The following is a 17,165-nucleotide window of genomic DNA, read 5'->3' as shown; positions in this document are numbered from 1 at the left end:
GACCGACCAAAAATACGGGACCGCCGGCCGCACGCGGAAACGGACCACGACCGCGATCCCAGCAAACTCCTGAACGTGCCCACCTTCCGCAGGTGCCGGACGGGGCGGAACCACGGGCACCCGCGGCCACGTCACAGGAGCGCCTCACCGCACACGAACGGAGCATCGACCAGTGGCGATCGCTTTCGGTGATGCCCCGACTGCGGCACGTGACGTGCTACGCAGTAACGAAATGAGGGGTTTCCCCGATGCTCCGCCACCTGGGTGAGCGGCAGATTGCCTTCCGCAGCCGGAAGCCCACATGAAGGGGGCCAAACAGGTGACCATGATCGTCGCGTCCGCCGATCAGCCCACGCGCCGCACGGGCCGTCCCTCCTTCGTCGCGCTGGCCGAACGCGTCCTCGCCGAGCGCGGGGAGCAGGACCGGACCGTCCACCTGGGCGAGCAGTGGTGCTCCATCACGCCACCGGGGACCCGGATTCGCAGGCAAGGCTGGAAACTCCACCTCTCCGCGACGGTGACGCACTCCGAGCGCGTCCTCGAACGCGCGGTGCGGGTGCTCGCGGAGCACCGGGCCGCCTTCAAGTTCGCCGTGTCGCGCACGGTGCTGCGCGACCTCAACGGACCGCGCTGCACCCGAAGCGGCGCGGGCAAGTTCATCACCGTCTACCCCGAGGACGACGCGCAGCTGCGGGTGCTCGCCCAGCGGCTCGACCGCGCGACGGCGGGTCTGTGCGGACCGCGCATCCTCTCCGACCGCCCCTACCGCGCCGGCAGCCTGGTGCACTGCCGTTACGGCTGCTTCCTGGCGAACCCGACGCTGAGCGCAGACGGGGACTATCGGGACATGCTGCTCACTCCGGACGGCGGCACGGTGGAGGACCGTCGCGATCCGTGGTTCACCGTGCCGTCCTGGACCACGTGGCCGTTCCCGGAGTCGCGGAAAGCTTTGGTGGGCAAGAAGTCCGACTCGGCCGGCGTGCTGCTCGGCGACCGTTTCCTTGCGGTGGAGGCGATCCGGCACGCCAACAAGGGCGGCGTGTACCGCGCGGTCGACACCGAGACCGGTGAGACCGTTGTGGTCAAGCAGGCCCGCGCGCACGTCGGTGACGACGGAGCGGGCGGCGACGTCCGGGACATCCAGCGGCACGAGGCCGCGATGCTGCGCCGGTTCGAGCCGCTCGGCGTGACTCCCCGGTTCGTCGCGGAGTTCTCCCAGGACGGCGACGACTTCCTCGCTCAGCAGCTGATCGAGGGGCAGTCGCTGCGCCGGTGGCTCGCCGGGTCCGACGGGCCGGGCCTCGCCTGGCAACGGCTGGTCACGGTGGCGAAGGACCTGATGGCGCTGCTGGCCAAGGTGCACGCGGACGGACTGGTCCTCGGGGACCTGACGCCGGGCAACGTGGTGGTGCGGCCGGACGGCGGGCTGACGCTGATCGACATGGAGCTGGCCGCCGAGCAGGGCGCGACGATGTCCGCGTCCGGAACGCCCGGCTACGCCCCGCACGAGCAGTTCGCCGGGATGCCGAGGACCACCGCCGCCGACCGGTACGCGCTCGGCTCGGTGCTGGTGTTCCTGGCGACCGGCGCCGAACCAGTCCACAGTGGACAGATGGCGGAGCGGATCGCCCAGCGCAAGCGCTGGCTGGACCTGGTCTGCTCGGAACACGCGGTGCTGAGCCGTCTTCGCCCGCTGGTCGACGGCCTTCAGGATGCGGATCCGGACCGGCGGTGGACCCTGACCAGGGCCGGGCGGTTCCTCGACGCGCTGCCGGTGCGCCGCGAGGCCGTTGCGCGCTCCCCGCGCAGCGGTGACATCCCGGAGGTCGACACGGTGGTCTCCGACGGCCTCGACCACCTGATCTCCGCCATGCGGCCGGGAAACAGCCATCTTTGGTCCACTGTGGACTCCAGGCAGGACGTCTGCGCGGTGTCCTGCGGCGCGGCGGGCGGACTCGGCACGGTGGTCGCCGCCGCCGAGGCGACCGGGGACGCGGAGGTTCGCGAGGCCGTCCGGACGGGATCGGCCTGGCTGCTGGAGAAGATGCGCGCCGAGCCGTTGACCGCTCCCGGGCTGCTTCAGGGACGGGCCGGGGCGGTCATGGTGCTGCACCGAGCCGGTGTGGTGCTCGACGACGCCGGGCTGGCCGACGAGGCGCTGGGGTGGGCGCACCGGTTGCCGACGCGCTGGCCGAACCTCGACCTCGCCAGCGGGATCGCCGGTGCGGGTCTGGCGATGTGCGCGCTGACCGTCGCCTCGGGCGACCCCGGGCTGCTCGGCCGGATCGAGGCGGTCGCCGAGCACCTCGCGCACGAGGCGCGGCTGGACGACCACGGCCTGACCTGGGCGCCGTCAGCGGCATTCGCCGCGCGGTCCCAGGGCGGCTCCGCGTACGGGCTGGCGCACGGCACGGCCGGGATCGGGGCCTTCCTGCTCTCCGCGGCGGCGACGCTGGGCCGGGGCGACCTCCTGGAGCTGGCCGGGATCGCGGGCCGCGCCATGGCGAGCACCGCGGTGCAGGACGGCTCCGGGGTGCGCTGGCCCGAGCACACCGGCACGACCGCGCGAGCGGCCGACTCCTGGGCGGCGGGTACGGCCGGGATCGGCTCGTTCCTGGTCCGGTTGTGGCGCGCGACCGGGGAGCACACCTGGCTGGAGCTGGCCGAGCGGGCGGCGCTGTCGGTGTGGCAACGCCGCTGGGTGCCCACCCCGTCCTCGGCGCACGGGCTCGCGGGCGGCGGCGAGTTCCTGCTGGACCTGCACGAGGCCACCGGCGAGCGGCGATATCAGTTGTGGGCCGAGCGGATCGGCCAGATCATCAGCAGTCACGCCTACCAGAGGGACGGCCGGTGGCTCGTTCCGGGTGCGGGCTGGCGGCGTGACGACTTCTCACACGGCACCGGAGCCGCCGGGACGCTCGGCTTCCTGGTGCGGCTGCGACACGGGATCGGGGCCCCGTGGTCACCGCCGAGCGGACGTCCGCTCACCGCGGGTGCGCGTGCCTGCGAGCGGACCAGCTTCGTATGACACCGAGATAGGGAGAAGCACCATGGAACCGAACACCGACATCTCACGCCTCCAAGCGCTGCCAGAGACCGAGCCCGAGCCCGAGCACACCGGCCCCGGTGATCCGAACGTCGTTCGCCCGTACACGCAGCAGACGCTGCACATCGGCGACCGGGAGACGGACCTGGACGAGGAGTTCGTCGCGGAGTTCGGCGACGGCAAGACGGCCGAGGAGGCCGGAAAGGCCGCCAAGGCCTGACGGAGCGCCCGGCTCGGGGGCGGGCGGAGGGGATCCGCCAACGGGGAGCCGGGAACCTGATGGCCTCGGGGGGTGCGCGGGGGCTCGGGCGTTTCGCCCGGGCCCCCGCGCCCATGTCCACCGGGCACCGGTGGCGGAGTGGGTCAGGACAGGTCGGCCAGAGCCGTGGAGATCGCGCGGTGGAAGGTCGGGTAGGCGTAGATCATCGACTGGAGCCGCTCGACCGGGACCTCGCCGTGCACCGCGACGGCCAGGGCACCGAGGATCTCGCCGCCCGCCGGTCCCATCGCGGTCGCGCCGACGAGGACGCCGCGGTCGGCGTCCTCGACGACCTTGATCAGGCCCTCGTTGCCCGGTCCGTGGATCCAGCCCCTGCTGGAGGCGGACAGCTCGGTGCGGCCGGTGCGGACCGTGATGCCGCGCTCGCGTGCCTGCGCCTCGGTGATGCCCACCGCGCCGACCTCGGGGTCGGTGAAGGTCACCCTGGGCATCGCCCGGTAGTCGGCGGGCGGGCCGTCCTGGCCGAGCACGTCCCTGATCACCACGTCGGCCTGGTACATCGAGGTGTGGGTGAACGCGCCCTTGCCGGTGATGTCGCCGACCGCCCACACGCCGTCGGTGACCCGCAACCGCTCGTCGACATCGAGGGACCGCGCCCGCTCGTCGAGTCCGAGCGCGCCGACGCCCAGCCCGGCGAGGTCGGTGCGCCGTCCGGTGGCGACCAGCAGCTTGTCCGCGCCCACCGTGGAGCCGTCGAGATCGAGGACGAAGCCGTCCTTGTCGTTGTGCCGGACACCCGTCACCTTGGCGCCGGTGCGCACGGCCACGCCCTCGGTCTCCAGGACCTTGGCCAGCAGCTCGCCCGCCTCCGGCTCTTCCAGGGCCAGCAGCCTGGGGTGCGCCTCGACCACCGTGACCTCGACGCCGAAGCGGGCGAAGACCTGGGCGAACTCCACGCCGATCGCGCCGCCGCCGAGGATCGCCACCGAGGACGGCAGCAGCTCCAGCGCGACGGCGTCCCGGTTGGTCCAGTACGGGGTGCCCGCGAGGCCGGGGATGGGCGGCACGACGGGCTCGGTGCCGGTGTTCACCACGATGGCGCGCCGCGCGGTCAGCCGGTGCTCCGCGCCGTCCGGGCCGGTGACCAGCACCTCGTTCTTCCCGGTGAGCGTGGCCCGGCCCCGCAGGAAGGTGCCGCCGGTGTCGGTGAACCTGCGCACCGCGACCTTGTCGTCCCAGTTGTCGGTGGCCTGCTCGCGGATGCGCCGGGCCACCTCCCGCCAGTCGGCCTGCACCGAGGACTCCCCGGCCAGCCCGGGCACCCGTCTGCCCTCGGCGATCAGGCCGGCCGCCCGGACCATCATCTTCGTCGGCACGCAGCCGAAGTACGGGCACTCACCGCCGACCAGGCGCTGGTCCACGCCGACGACGCTCAGCCCGGCCTCGGCCAGCCTGCCCGCGACGTGCTCGCCACCCGGTCCCATCCCGATCACCACGACGTCGACCTGTTCGGCCGTCATCCCTCGCGCCTCCTCCGCATGCCCCGTGCCAGGACTCGTTGCCCTGCGAGCCCGTTCAAGCCTCCCGCAGACGCGCCGCCAAGCGCCGCTCCCACGCTAAGCCGGTCCCGGCGTTCCCGCTGGAGGGCGCGCCGCCATCGTTGCCGACAGTGTCGGGATGCGGTCGCCAATGGGGTGTGGTAATTGCCTGTGCGAAACTTTGGGATCGTTGATGCGAACTCGGCTAAACGCGAATCGAACGACTCGATAAATGCTGGGTACCAAGCACATGACCCGCGTTAATTTACGGTTACGGGGAATAGCGACACTCACTCGGCAGATGCCCACGACTCGGCTACCCGTCCCGAAGTTGATCACTGAGCGTGAGCCGGTGGTCGCATGAGTGGTCACGGTCACATCTCGATCGTGGCCCCCGCCTAACGCCTCGCGCGTCCTCAACGATGAGCAGAACGCGCCCCGAGGGACCGGGCGGAGCGCTTCCGGGCACTCCTGGTGTGAAAACCCCCGGTCGAGGGAATCAGGGGACTCCGGCGGAGGCCGAAGTTATGGGGTGACAGCCGCCGCCATACGGGACCGCACCGCTTGAGTCCCGCTTGAGAACGACTCAACTTCTGCTTGAGCCGACCTCAAGATGCTGTATCGCCCGTTGCACCAATTCGTTTTATGCAGATAGCTTCCCGCCTCGATTCAGCCATTCGGGTTGGACCTCGCATGTCCGCTCGAACTGCCAGGTGTGTTGATCGACGGAGGCTCAATGGTCGCGGAAACGGTTGGGCGCGAGCTGATCATCGGGGTGTCCCCCTTCGGTGAGCCCAACGCCCGCCTTGTCGCCGCGCTGTGCCGCGCCGGCGCGATCGGGGTCCTCGACCTCGGTCCCGGTGACCGGCGCGCGCGACGCGCTCTCGACCTGGCCACCCGCTGGACTCCCGGCACCTTCGGCGTCCGGGTCGCCCCTGGCTGCGTCCTCCGGCCGCGGGATCTGCCCACCCGCGTCGACACCGTGGTGCTGGGCGTCGGGTCGCCGTGGAGCCCCGCCGAGGCCGCCTTCGCCGAGGGCGTGCGGGTGCTGGCCGAGGTGACCTCGCCCGAGCAGGCCCGCGCCGCCGTGGCTGCGGGTGCGCACGGCCTGATCGCCCGGGGCCACGAGGCCGGTGGGCGGGTCGGCGAGCTCAGCTCCTTCGTCCTGCTGCAGAAGCTCGTCGCCGAGCTCGACGTGCCGGTGTGGGTCAACGGCGGCGTCGGGCCGCACACCGCGACCGCGGCGGTCATCGGCGGCGCGGCCGGTGTCGTCCTGGACAGCCAGCTCGCCCTGCTCGCCGAGTCCGACCTCCCCGAGGAGGTCACCGCCGCCGTCGCCACCATGGACGGCTCCGAGACCGTGCTGGTGGGCGGTCACCGCGTGCTGCTGCGCCGCGGCCCCGGCGCCCCGGCGACCGCGGACCTGACCGAGGACGAGGTCGCGGCCCGGCTCGGCGGGCGGGACCTGCGCGAGCAGCTGCTGCCGGTCGGCCAGGACGGCTTCCTCGCCAAGCAGTTCGCCGACCGCTTCCGCACCGCCGCCGACTGCGTGCGCGGGCTGCGCGAGGGCGTGCTGGAGTCGCTGCGCTCCGACAGCGCCGCCGACGCGCTCCGGCCTGGTGCCCCGCTGGCCGCCGCGCTCGGTGTCGAGCTGCCGATCGCGCAGGGCCCGATGACCCGCGTCAGCGACCAGGCCGCCTTCGCCAAGGCCGTCGCCGACGGCGGCGCGATGCCGTTCCTCGCGCTGGCCCTCGCGGGGGCGTCACAGACCCGCGCGCTGCTGGAGGAGACCCGCGAGCTGCTCGGTGAGCGCCCGTGGGGTGTCGGCGTGCTCGGCTTCGCCCCGGAGGACGTGCGCGCCGCGCAGCTGGAGATCATCCGGGAGATCAAGCCCGCCTGCGCGATCATCGCCGGTGGCCGTCCCGCCCAGGCGTCGGCGCTGGAAGAGGTCGGCATCGCCGCGCTGCTGCACGTGCCCTCCCCCGGGCTGCTCAAGCAGTTCCTGGACGCGGGCGCGCGCCGGTTCATCTTCGAGGGCTCCGAGTGCGGTGGCCACGTCGGCCCGAGGTCGAGCTTCCCGTTGTGGGAAGCCCAGATCTCGGTGCTGCTCGACCACCTGTCCACCAAGGACGGTTCGGGCATCCAGGTGTTCTTCGCCGGTGGCGTCCACGACGAGCGCTCCGCCGCGATGGTCACGGCCATGGCCACGCCGCTGACCGAGCGCGGTGTCGCCGTCGGTGTGCTGATGGGCACCGCGTACCTGTTCACCGAGGAGGCCGTGGCCGCGGGCGCCGTGCAGCCCGCCTTCCAGCGGCAGGTGATCGCCGCCGAGCGCACCGAGCTGCTGGAGACCGCGCCCGGCCACGCCACCCGCTGCGTCACCTCGCCGTTCGCCGAGGAGTTCCTGGCGATCAAGGAGGAGCTGCGCACCACCGGCGTCCCGGACCGCGAGGCGTGGGAGAAGCTGGAGCAGCTCAACGTCGGCCGCCTGCGCATCGCCAGCAAGGGCGTCACCCGCGACGGTGACGCGCTGGTCGAGGTCGCCGAGGCCGAGCAGCTCTCCGACGGCATGTTCATGGCCGGTCAGGTCGCCGTGCTGCGCTCCGCCGTCACCACGGTCGCCGAGCTGCACGCGTCGGTCAGCGCGGACGCCGCCGCCTTCCTGACCACCCGGCTCGACGAGCTGTCCGCGTTCAGCGGGCGGGAGCGGGCCGAGGCCGAGGCCCCGGAGCCGCTGGACGTGGCGATCGTGGGCATGGCGTGCATGTTCCCCGGCGCCGCCGACCTGCCGACCTACTGGGCCAACGTGCTCGGCGGCCTGGACTCGGTCACCGAGGTGCCGCTGAGCCGGTGGGACCACCAGACCTACTACTCGCCGGAGGCGGTGGGCCGCACCGCGGGGGAGAAGACCCCGTCGAAGTGGGGCGGCTTCCTGCCGGAGATCCCCTTCGACCCGCTCAGCTACGGCATTCCCCCGGCCTCGCTGGCCGCCATCGAGCCGGTGCAGCTGCTCGCGCTCGAAGCCGCTCAGCGCTCGCTGGCCGACGCGGGCTACGCCGACCGGGCCTTCGACCGCTCCCGCACCGGCGTGGTGTTCGGCGCCGAGGCGGGCAGCGACCTGTCCAACGCCGCGTCGCTGCGCGCGGTGCTGCCCTCCTACGTCGGCGAGATCCCGAAGGCGCTGGACGAGCAGCTGCCCAAGCTGACCGAGGACTCCTTCCCGGGCATGCTGGCCAACGTCATCTCGGGCCGCATCGCCAACCGCTTGGACCTCGGCGGCGCGAACTACACCGTGGACGCCGCGTGCGCGTCCTCCTTGGCCGCGTTGGACGTGGCGTGCAAGGAGCTCGTCAGCGGCACGGCGGACATGATGCTGTGCGGCGGCGCGGACCTGCACAACGGCATCAACGACTACCTGCTGTTCTCGTCGGTGCACGCGCTCTCGCCCACCGGGCAGTGCCGCACCTTCGACGGCAGCGCGGACGGCATCGCGCTCGGTGAGGGCGTCGCGTGCGTCGCGCTGAAGCGCCTCGCCGACGCCGAGCGCGACGGTGACCGGATCTACGGCGTGATCAAGGGCGTCGGCGCGGCCAGTGACGGCAAGTCGCTCGGGCTCACCGCCCCGCGCCCGGAGGGGCAGCGCAACGCGCTGGAGCGGGCCTACGCCAACGCGCGGATCTCCCCCGCCGAGGTCGGCCTGGTCGAGGCGCACGGCACCGGGACCGTCGTCGGTGACCGCACCGAGCTGAGCACGCTGACGAAGATGTTCGTCGAGCACGGCGCACAGCCCGCGGGCTGCACGGTCGGCTCGGTGAAGTCGCAGATCGGCCACACCAAGTGCGCCGCGGGTCTTGCCGGTCTGATCAAGGCAGCACTCGCGCTGCACACCGGGGTCAAGCCGCCGACGCTGCACGTGTCCGACCCGAACGCCGCGTGGCAGCCGGACAGCAGCCCGTTCACCTTCACCTCCACCGCGCTGCCGTGGGCCGCCGAGCCCGCCGAGCGCGTGGCCGGTGTGAGCGCGTTCGGCTTCGGTGGCACCAACTTCCACGTGGTGCTGCGCGGCTACGACGGCGGACCGGCTCCTCGTCACGCGGGCGACGCGTGGCCCGCGGAGCTGTTCACCTTCCGCGGCGTGGACGTGAAGGCCGCGGCCAAGCACGTCGAGCAAACCCTGGAACTGTTGCGGGTCAACGACTCCAGCGGTCGGCCGTGGCGGTTGCGGGACATCGCCCGCACCGTGGCCCGCCGCTCCGACGCGCGCACCGAGCCGGTCCAGATCGCCGTGGTCGCCACCGGCCTCGACGACCTGGCGCAGCTGCTGCGCAGCGCACTCGCCGGGGAGACCCCGCGCGGTGTGCACCTGGCCTCGGTCTCCCCCGATGCGGGCGGGAAGCTCGCCTTCCTGTTCCCGGGCCAGGGCAGCCAGAAGCCGGGCATGCTGGCCGACCTGTTCGTCGCCTTCCCCGAGGTGCACCACCTGCTGCACGAGGGCCGCAAGTGGGCCTCGACGATCTTCCCGCCCGCCGCCTTCGACGAGCAGCGGGCCAAGGAGCAGGACGCTCGGCTGCGGGACACCCGGGTCGCGCAGCCCGCGCTGGGTGTCGCGGGCCTGGCCGTGCACGAGCTGCTCAGCCGCTTGGACGTGCGGCCGGACATGGTCGCGGGGCACAGCTACGGCGAGCTGGTCGCGCTGTCCGCGGCCGGGGCCATGGACCCCGCGACGCTGCTGGCGCTGAGCGAGGCGCGCGCGGACTCGATCCTGGGCGCCGCCGGGGACGACCCGGGCGCGATGGCCGCGGTGAAGGCGGGCATCGAGCGGGTCACCGAGGTGCTGACCGGGGCGGGGCTGGCTGACACGATCGTCGCCGCCAACCACAACGCCCCCGACCAGCTGGTGATCTCCGGGCCGACCGCCGCGATCGACGAGGCGGTGGCGGCGCTCAAGGCGGCCAAGCTCGGCCCGAAGAAGCTGAACGTGGCGTGCGCCTTCCACAGCCCGCTGGTCAGCGGTGCCACCGAGACCTTCGCGGCCGTGCTCGCCGGCGCCGACGTGCGCGCGCCGGAGCTGCCGGTGTACGCGAACCGGACCGCCGCGACCTACGGTTCCGACGTCCGGGCCGAGCTGGCCGCGCAGGTCGGCGCCCCGGTCCGGTTCGTCGAGCAGATCGAGGCCATGTACGCCGACGGCGCGCGGATCTTCGTCGAAGCCGGTCCCGGCAAGGTGCTCACGAACCTGGTGAAGTCGATCCTGGGCGATCGGCCGCACCTGACCGTGGCCTGCGAAGGCCGCCCTGGGCACGGGCTGGCGGGACTGCTGAACGCGGTCGCCACGCTCGCGGTCGCCGGTGTCGGCGTGCGCACCGGCTGGCTGTTCGCCGGCCGCGACGCCAAGGACCTCACCAACGCCAAGCCGCCGAAGCGCGCGGGCTGGACCATCGACGGTCACGTCGTGCGCACCGCTTCCGGCGACTTCCTGCCCAACGGCCTCGCGCCCGCCCGACGTGTGGAGATCAGCACCATGACGACCCCAGGCGGCTCCGCCCCGCAGCCAGGCACGAACCGCGACGCGCTGGTCAACGAGTTCCTCCAGGCCAGCCGCGAGATGGTGCAGGCGCAGCGCGACGTGCTGCTGACCTACCTCGGCTCCGCGCCGGAGGTGCAGTACGCGGTCGCCCCGGTCGCGCCCGTTCAGCAGTACTCGGCGCCCGCGCCGGCTTCCGTCCCCGCTGTCGTGGAAGCCGCACCGGCACCGGCGGCGCCCGCCCCGACGCAGTCCACTGTGGACGTTCTGGGCACGGTGCTGGAGATCATCAGCGAGCGCACCGGCTACCCGCTGGACATGATCGAGCCCGACCTCGACCTCGAAGCCGACCTCTCCATCGACTCCATCAAGCGCACCGAGATCGCGGGCGAACTCGCCTCCCGCATCGGCGCGACGGACGCCGAACTGGCCGACGACCAGCTGGAGGAACTGGCCAAGGCACGCACCGCACAGGCCATCTCCGACTGGCTGAGCAGCCGCGTCGGCTCCACCGCCCCGGCACCCGCCGCTACCGCGGCCCCGGCCGCCACCGGCACGGCGCTGTCCGAGGCCGACGTCCTGGCCACGGTGCTGGAGATCATCAGCGAGCGCACCGGCTACCCGCTGGACATGATCGAGCCCGACCTCGACCTCGAAGCCGACCTCTCCATCGACTCCATCAAGCGCACCGAGATCGCGGGCGAACTCGCCTCCCGCATCGGCGCGACGGACGCCGAACTGGCCGACGACCAGCTGGAAGAGCTGGCCAAGGCCCGCACCGCACAGGCGATCACCTCGTGGCTGACCAGCCGCGACGACGCCCCCGCCGCGACCCCGACCGCCACCCCGGCCGCCGCCGTCGCGGAGCCGGCGAACCCGGGCATCGCGCCGAAGCGCCTCGTGCTCGCGCCGACCGCACTGTCCACTGTGCCCATTTCAGAGGCCGGGAAGGCGCTGGGCGACAGCACCTTCCTGCTCTTCGGCACCGGCGAGGTGAGCGCCGTGCTGGCCACCCTGCTCCGCCAGCACGGCGCCACCGTGTCCACTTCGGACGCTCCTCGCCCGCTCACCGAGGCCGACGGCAAGGTGGACGGCGTGCTGCACCTCGACGGGTGGGAGGCCACCGACGAGCCGGTGCTGCCGGAGACCTTCCCGGCGTTCAAGTCCGCGCTCGTGAGCGGCCTGCGCTGGCTCGTCTCGGTCAGCCCCACCGGTGGCGGCGCGGCCGTGCCTGAGCTGCCCCACGGCCGCAACGCCGGCCTGCGCGGCTTCTACCGCACCGTGCAGCGCGAGTACCCCGACACCGTCGCCCGCCTGGTCGAGGTGGACCACACCGCCGAGGCGGCCGTGGTCGCGGAGCTGGTGCTCGCCGAGCTGCTGTCCACTGAGGACGCTCCGGTGGTGCTCGCCGCCCCGGGCTCCCGGCACGGGCTGGTGATGAGCGAGCTGCCGCTGACCCTGGGCAGCACGGGCGCGGGCCCTGCCGGTGACGGGGCGGCCGAGGCGCAGGCCATCGGGCTGGACCGCGACTCCGTGGTGCTGCTGATCGGTGGGGCGCGCGGGATCACGGCCCAGTTCGCCGCGACGCTGGCCTCGGCGAGCGGCTGCCGCATCGAGCTGGTCGGGCGCACCGCGGCAGCGACCGAGGACGAGGACCCCAAGACCGCCGCGGCCACCGACAAGACCGCGCTGCGCAAGGCGCTGATCGAGCTGGGCCACCGCTCCCCCGCCGAGATCGAGAAGCTGAGCAGGAAGATCCTGGCGCAGCGCGAGGTCACCGCGACCGTGGAGCAGCTGCGCGAGCTGGGCAGCCAGGTCCGTTACCACAGCCTGGACGTCCGCGACCACGACGCGCTGCGCCAGCTGGTCAAGGAGATCCACACCGAGCACGGCCGCATCGACGGTGTCGTCTACGCGGCGGGTGTGATCGAGGACAAGCTGTTGGCGGAGAAGGACGTCGAGTCCTTCCAGCGGGTGTTCACCACCAAGGTCGGCGGCGCCCGCGCGCTGCTGGCCGCGCTGGAGGAGCTGCCGGTCGGACCGCGCTTCGTGACCCTGTTCGGCAGCATCGCCGCCGTGCTGGGCAACCGGGGCCAGTCGGACTACTCCTCGGCCAACGACGCCCTCGAGGCGATCGGCGCCGCGTGGGCCACCCGCACCGGCAACCGCGCCGTGACCGTCCACTGGGGACCGTGGGCGCCGAGCGCGCAGCACGGCGGCATGGTGACCGTGGAGCTCCAGCAGGAGTACGGCCGCCGAGGCATCTCCCTGATCGACCCGGAGGAGGGCACCATGTCCCTCCTGCGCGAGCTGGCCTTCGGCGCTCCCGACCTCCGCGCCGTCGTCTACACCGCTTCCGGTTGGTGACGCGGGTTGACGGCGAAGCGGAGGAGGTGAGCGAGTGAGCATCGCCATTGTCGGGATGTCCGTGCTGCTGCCGGGCGCTCCGGACCTGGAGAGCTACTGGCGCAACCTGGTCGACGGCGTCGACTCGATCACCGAGGTGCCGGAAGGCCGGTGGGACGCCGAGTACTACCGCCCGTCGGCGAGCAGCGGCAAGGCGGACGAGATCTACTGCCGCCGCGGCGGTTTCGTCGACGCCTTCGCCGAGGTGGACCCGACGCGGTTCGGCATCATGCCGAACTCCGTCGCGGGCACGGAGCCGGACCAGCTGATCGCGTTGCGGGTGGCGGCCTCCGCCATCGCCGACGCCGGTGGCGACGCCAAGCTTCCCGCCAGGGACCGGATCGGCGTCGTGCTCGGCAGGGGCGGCTACCTCACCCCCGGCCTGGTCCGGCTGGACCAGCGCGTGCGCACCGCGCACCAGCTCGTCCGCACGCTCGCCGAGCTGATGCCGGACCTGCCCGCCGAGCAGCTGGAGTCGGTGCGCGCCGCGTTCACCGAGCAGCTCGGCCCGCACCAGCCGGAGGCCGCGATCGGCCTGGTGCCCAACCTCGCGGCCTCCCGCATCGCCAACCGGCTCGACCTGCGCGGCCCGGCGTACACGGTGGACGCCGCGTGCGCCTCGTCGTTGATCGCGGTGGACCAGGCGGTCACCGAGCTGCTGGCCGGGCGTTGCGACGTGATGCTCGCCGGCGGTGTGCACCACTGCCACGACATCACGTTCTGGAGCGTCTTCTCGCAGCTGCGCGCGCTGTCCACGAGCCAGAACATCCGCCCGTTCAGCAAGAACGCCGACGGCATCCTGATCGGCGAGGGCACCGGCGTCGTGGTGCTCAAGCGCCTCGAGGACGCCGAGCGCGACGGGGACCGGGTCTACGCGGTCATCCGCGGCACCGGCGTCGCCAGCGACGGCAAGGCGGCCAGCCTGTTCAACCCCGAGCCGGACGGCCAGGTGCTCGCGCTGCGGCGGGCGTGGGCCGCCGCCGGGCTCGACCCGACCGCGCCGGACGCCATCGGCATGCTGGAGGCGCACGGCACCGCCACGCCCGCCGGTGACGCCGCCGAGCTGGACACGCTGCGCCGGATCTTCGGTCCGTCGACCGACGACGAGGACGCCCCGGTGATCGGCTCGGTGAAGTCGATGATCGGCCACACCATGCCCGCCGCCGGGATCGCCGGTCTGGTCAAGGCCGCGCTCGCCGTGCACCGCGGCGTGCTGCTGCCGACGCTGCACTGCGAGGAGCCGCACCCCGCGCTCGCCGAGACCCGGTTCCGCCCCATCTCCACCGCGCGCCCGTGGGAGACCGAGCAGGGCGCCCCGCGTCGCGCCGCCGTCAACGCCTTCGGCTTCGGCGGGATCAACGCGCACGTGGTCATCGAGCAGGGCCCGGCCACTACGTCCACTGTGGACTCCCACGTCGTGGTCAGCGAACCGGAGCAGGTGCTGCGGCTGAGCGCGTCCTCTCCCGCGGAGATGGCGAAGCTCCTCGAAGCCGATGACGCCGAGCTGCGCGCGATGTCCTTCGTCGAGGGATCGCCGTTGGACACCCGCCTCGGCATCGTCGGCCCGACCCCGCGCAAGCTCACGCTCGCCCGCAAGGTCGCGGCGAAGGCGGTGTCCTGGCGCGGCCGCAACGACGTGTGGTTCAGCCCGTCGCCGCTGCTGGGCGCGCCCAACGCGAAGATCGCCTTCGTCTTCCCCGGGCTCGAAGCCGACTTCGAGCCGCGCATGGATGACGTCGTCGCGCACTTCGGCCTGCCGAAGCGCGCGCTGTCCGGTGACACCGTTGGCGCGCATGGCGAAGCCGTGTTCAGCATGGGCCGGATGCTCGACACCGTGTTGCGCCGCAGCGGGATCACCCCGGACGGCGTCGCCGGGCACAGCGTCGGCGAGTGGACCGCGATGGTGGCGGCGGGCATCTACTCCGATGCCGAGATCGACAGCTTCCTGCACACCTACGACCCGGACGCGCTGAAGGTGCCCGGGGTGGCCTTCGCCGCACTGGGCTGCGGTGTCGAGCGGATCGCCGACGCGCTCGCCGCACGGCCGGGCCTCGTTCTCTCCCACGACAACGCGCCCAACCAGTGCATGGTGTGCGGGCCGGTGGACGAGGTGGAGGACCTGGTCCGCGAGATGCGCGGGCGCAACGTGCTCGGCCAGCTCCTGCCGTTCCAGTCCGGGTTCCACACGCCGATGCTGGAGCCCTTCCTCGGCCCGATCCGCACCTCGGTCACCGAGCTGACGTTCCACCGGGCGAGCCTGCCGATCTGGTCGGCGACCACGGCTTCGCCTTATCCGGGCGAGGAGTCCGCGATCCGCGAGCTGTTCGTCCGGCACCTGCTGGAGCCCGTCCGGTTCCGCCAGATGATCGAGACGATGTACGCCGACGGCTACCGGGTCTTCGTCCAGGCGGGCACCGGCCAGCTGGCCTCGCTGATCAGCGACACGCTGCGCGGCCAGGAACACCTCGCCGTGGTGGGCAACTCGGCCAACCGCGGCGGCATGGAGCAGCTGCGCCGCGTCGCCACCTCGTTGTGGGTGGAGGGCGGCACGCCGACCCCGGACCTCCTCGGCCGGCCCCGGAACGCCTCCCCCGAGCCGAAGCGCGCGAGCAGGCCGCCGATGCGCCTGGACCTCACCGGTTCCCTGGTCTCCCTCAACGGCACCGTCCCGCCGATCAGCAGGCCCGCCGCCCCCGCTGTGGAGGCGGGTGCCCTCGGCAAGCTGTCCGACCGGTTCCCCCTCGCGGCGCAACTGGAAGGGCTGCTGCGCGAGACCGCGGACACCGCAGCCGCGGTCATCGGCGCGGCCTCGTCCGCCCCCGTCGTGGCCCGGCCCCGCACGGTCGCGCCGCAGCAGCCGCGTGAGCTGCACGAGAAGCTGGCGGTCAACACCACGGCGATGCCGTACCTGTTGGACCACTGCTTCTTCCGGCAGCGGGCGGACTGGCCGGACGAGACCGACCGGTGGCCCATCGTGCCCGCGACCACGCTCGTCCAGCACATGATCGACGCCGCCGAGCGCAGTGCCCCCGGTCAGCGCGCGGTCGCGCTGCACGACGTGAAGTTCACCCGGTGGATGGTCTCCGCGCCGGGCATCGAGGTCGAGCTGAAGGTCGTTCCCGTTGCGCCACAACGGGTCGAGGTCTCCATCACCGGCTACTGCCAGGCGGTCGTCGAGCTGGCGCCGCAGTACCCGGCGCAGTCCCCGCCCGTGTGGCCGCCGGTGGCGGGCGAGGAGGTCCCCGAGCTGCTGGGCGAGGAGCTCTACACCAAGCGCTGGATGTTCCACGGCCCGCTGTTCCAGGGTGTGACCGAGCTGTCCGGCGTCAGCGGCAAGCACGTGCGCGGCACCATCACCACGCCGCCCGCGCCCGGCGCGCTGCTGGACAACGTCGGCCAGATCCTCGGCTACTGGATCATGTCGCGGTTCACCGAGAAGAAGGTCGTCTTCCCGGTGGGCATGCGCTCGATCCGGTTCTTCGGGCCGCACCCGGAGGCCGGTGTGCCGCTGGAGTGCGTCATCCGCATCCGCGAGGTCACCGACACGCTGCTGGAAGCCGACATGCAGCTGCTGCGTGACGGAAAGCCGTGGGCGCACATCGAGAGCTGGGTCGACCGGCGCTTCGACAGCAACCCCCGTACCGAACCGGTCGAGCGGTTCCCCGAGGTGAACACGATCTCGGAGCGGCAGGACGGCGGCTGGTACCTGCTGCACGAGCTGTGGCCGGACCTCGCCTCCCGCGACCTGATCATGCGCAACCACCTCTCCGCCGTGGAGCGGGACGCCTACGAGGCGCGCTCGCCCCGGACCCGGCGGCAGTGGCTGCTCGGCAGGATCGTGGCCAAGGACGCCGTGCGCCGGGAGCTGTGGGCCGCCGGTGGCGAGCCGTTGTTCCCCGGCGAGGTCCGGGTGGACAACGAGCCCAGCGGCAGGCCGTTCGTCACCGGACGGCACGGCGCGGAGTTCACCGACACCGACGTCTCGATCGCGCACTGCCGCGAGGTCGGCGTCGCCATCACCCGCCCGGTCGCCGGGCGGGAGGTCCCGGGCATCCCGGGCATCGGCATCGACGTGGAGGAGGTCGCCGAGCGCGACGAGCCCACCGTCGCCTACGCACTGTCCACAGTGGAACTCGATCTGCTCGACGCGCTCGTCGCGTCCACGGGCGAGCCGAGGGCGCTGTGGTTCACCCGGTTCTTCACCGCCAAGGAGGCAGTCTCCAAGGCGGAGGGGACCGGGCTGCAAGGAGCACCGAGGAACTTCGTCGTCGAGCAGGCCACCGGCGTCCGGCTCGTCGTCAGCGTCGGCGATCGGCGCTACCTGGTGCACAGCACCGCGGCGAGCAACGCCGAAGGACTACCGGAACGGCACTACGTAGTGGCCTGGACGACGGGCCTCGCGCACGAGGAGGAAACCAAGTGACGACGACC

General features: G+C 72.6%; 5 protein-coding genes. 4 read left to right on the top strand and 1 reads right to left on the bottom strand.

All coding sequences use genetic code 11. The annotated features are described in order from the left end of the window. Positions 1-325: 325 nt before the first annotated feature. Together lanL and ACFFQA_RS32475 are read left to right on the top strand one after the other, a co-directional pair. Positions 326-3,028 carry a class IV lanthionine synthetase LanL gene (gene lanL, locus ACFFQA_RS32480; protein WP_377860866.1) on the top strand — a complete coding sequence of 901 codons (2,703 nt, stop codon included), beginning with the start codon at positions 326-328 and terminating at the stop codon, positions 3,026-3,028. Between the two features lie 22 nt (positions 3,029-3,050). Continuing rightward, positions 3,051-3,266, top strand: coding sequence for a hypothetical protein (locus tag ACFFQA_RS32475; RefSeq protein WP_377860593.1), 216 nt, complete (start codon positions 3,051-3,053; stop codon positions 3,264-3,266). A 143-nt stretch (positions 3,267-3,409) separates the two neighbouring features. Here ACFFQA_RS32475 and ACFFQA_RS32470 read toward each other — a convergent pair whose 3' ends face one another. Continuing rightward, positions 3,410-4,786 (bottom strand): dihydrolipoyl dehydrogenase family protein, encoded by a 1,377-nt coding sequence (locus tag ACFFQA_RS32470; RefSeq protein WP_377860591.1) that lies wholly within the window; start codon positions 4,784-4,786, stop codon positions 3,410-3,412. A 754-nt stretch (positions 4,787-5,540) separates the two neighbouring features. On the opposite strand from ACFFQA_RS32470, the gene ACFFQA_RS32465 reads away from it, so the two are divergent. After that, on the top strand, positions 5,541-12,695 hold the full coding sequence (locus ACFFQA_RS32465; RefSeq protein ID WP_377860589.1) for an SDR family NAD(P)-dependent oxidoreductase: 7,155 nt from the start codon (positions 5,541-5,543) through the stop codon (positions 12,693-12,695). A gap of 34 nt (positions 12,696-12,729) precedes the next feature. Further along, positions 12,730-17,157 carry a beta-ketoacyl synthase N-terminal-like domain-containing protein gene (locus ACFFQA_RS32460; RefSeq protein WP_446681697.1) on the top strand — a complete coding sequence of 1,476 codons (4,428 nt, stop codon included), beginning with the start codon at positions 12,730-12,732 and terminating at the stop codon, positions 17,155-17,157. Positions 17,158-17,165: the final 8 nt, after the last annotated feature.

The sequence above is a fragment of the Allokutzneria oryzae genome, assembly GCF_042429765.1.
GTDB classification, from domain to species: Bacteria; Actinomycetota; Actinomycetes; order Mycobacteriales; family Pseudonocardiaceae; genus Allokutzneria; species Allokutzneria oryzae.
This window is presented reverse-complemented; position numbering and strand designations above follow the sequence as displayed.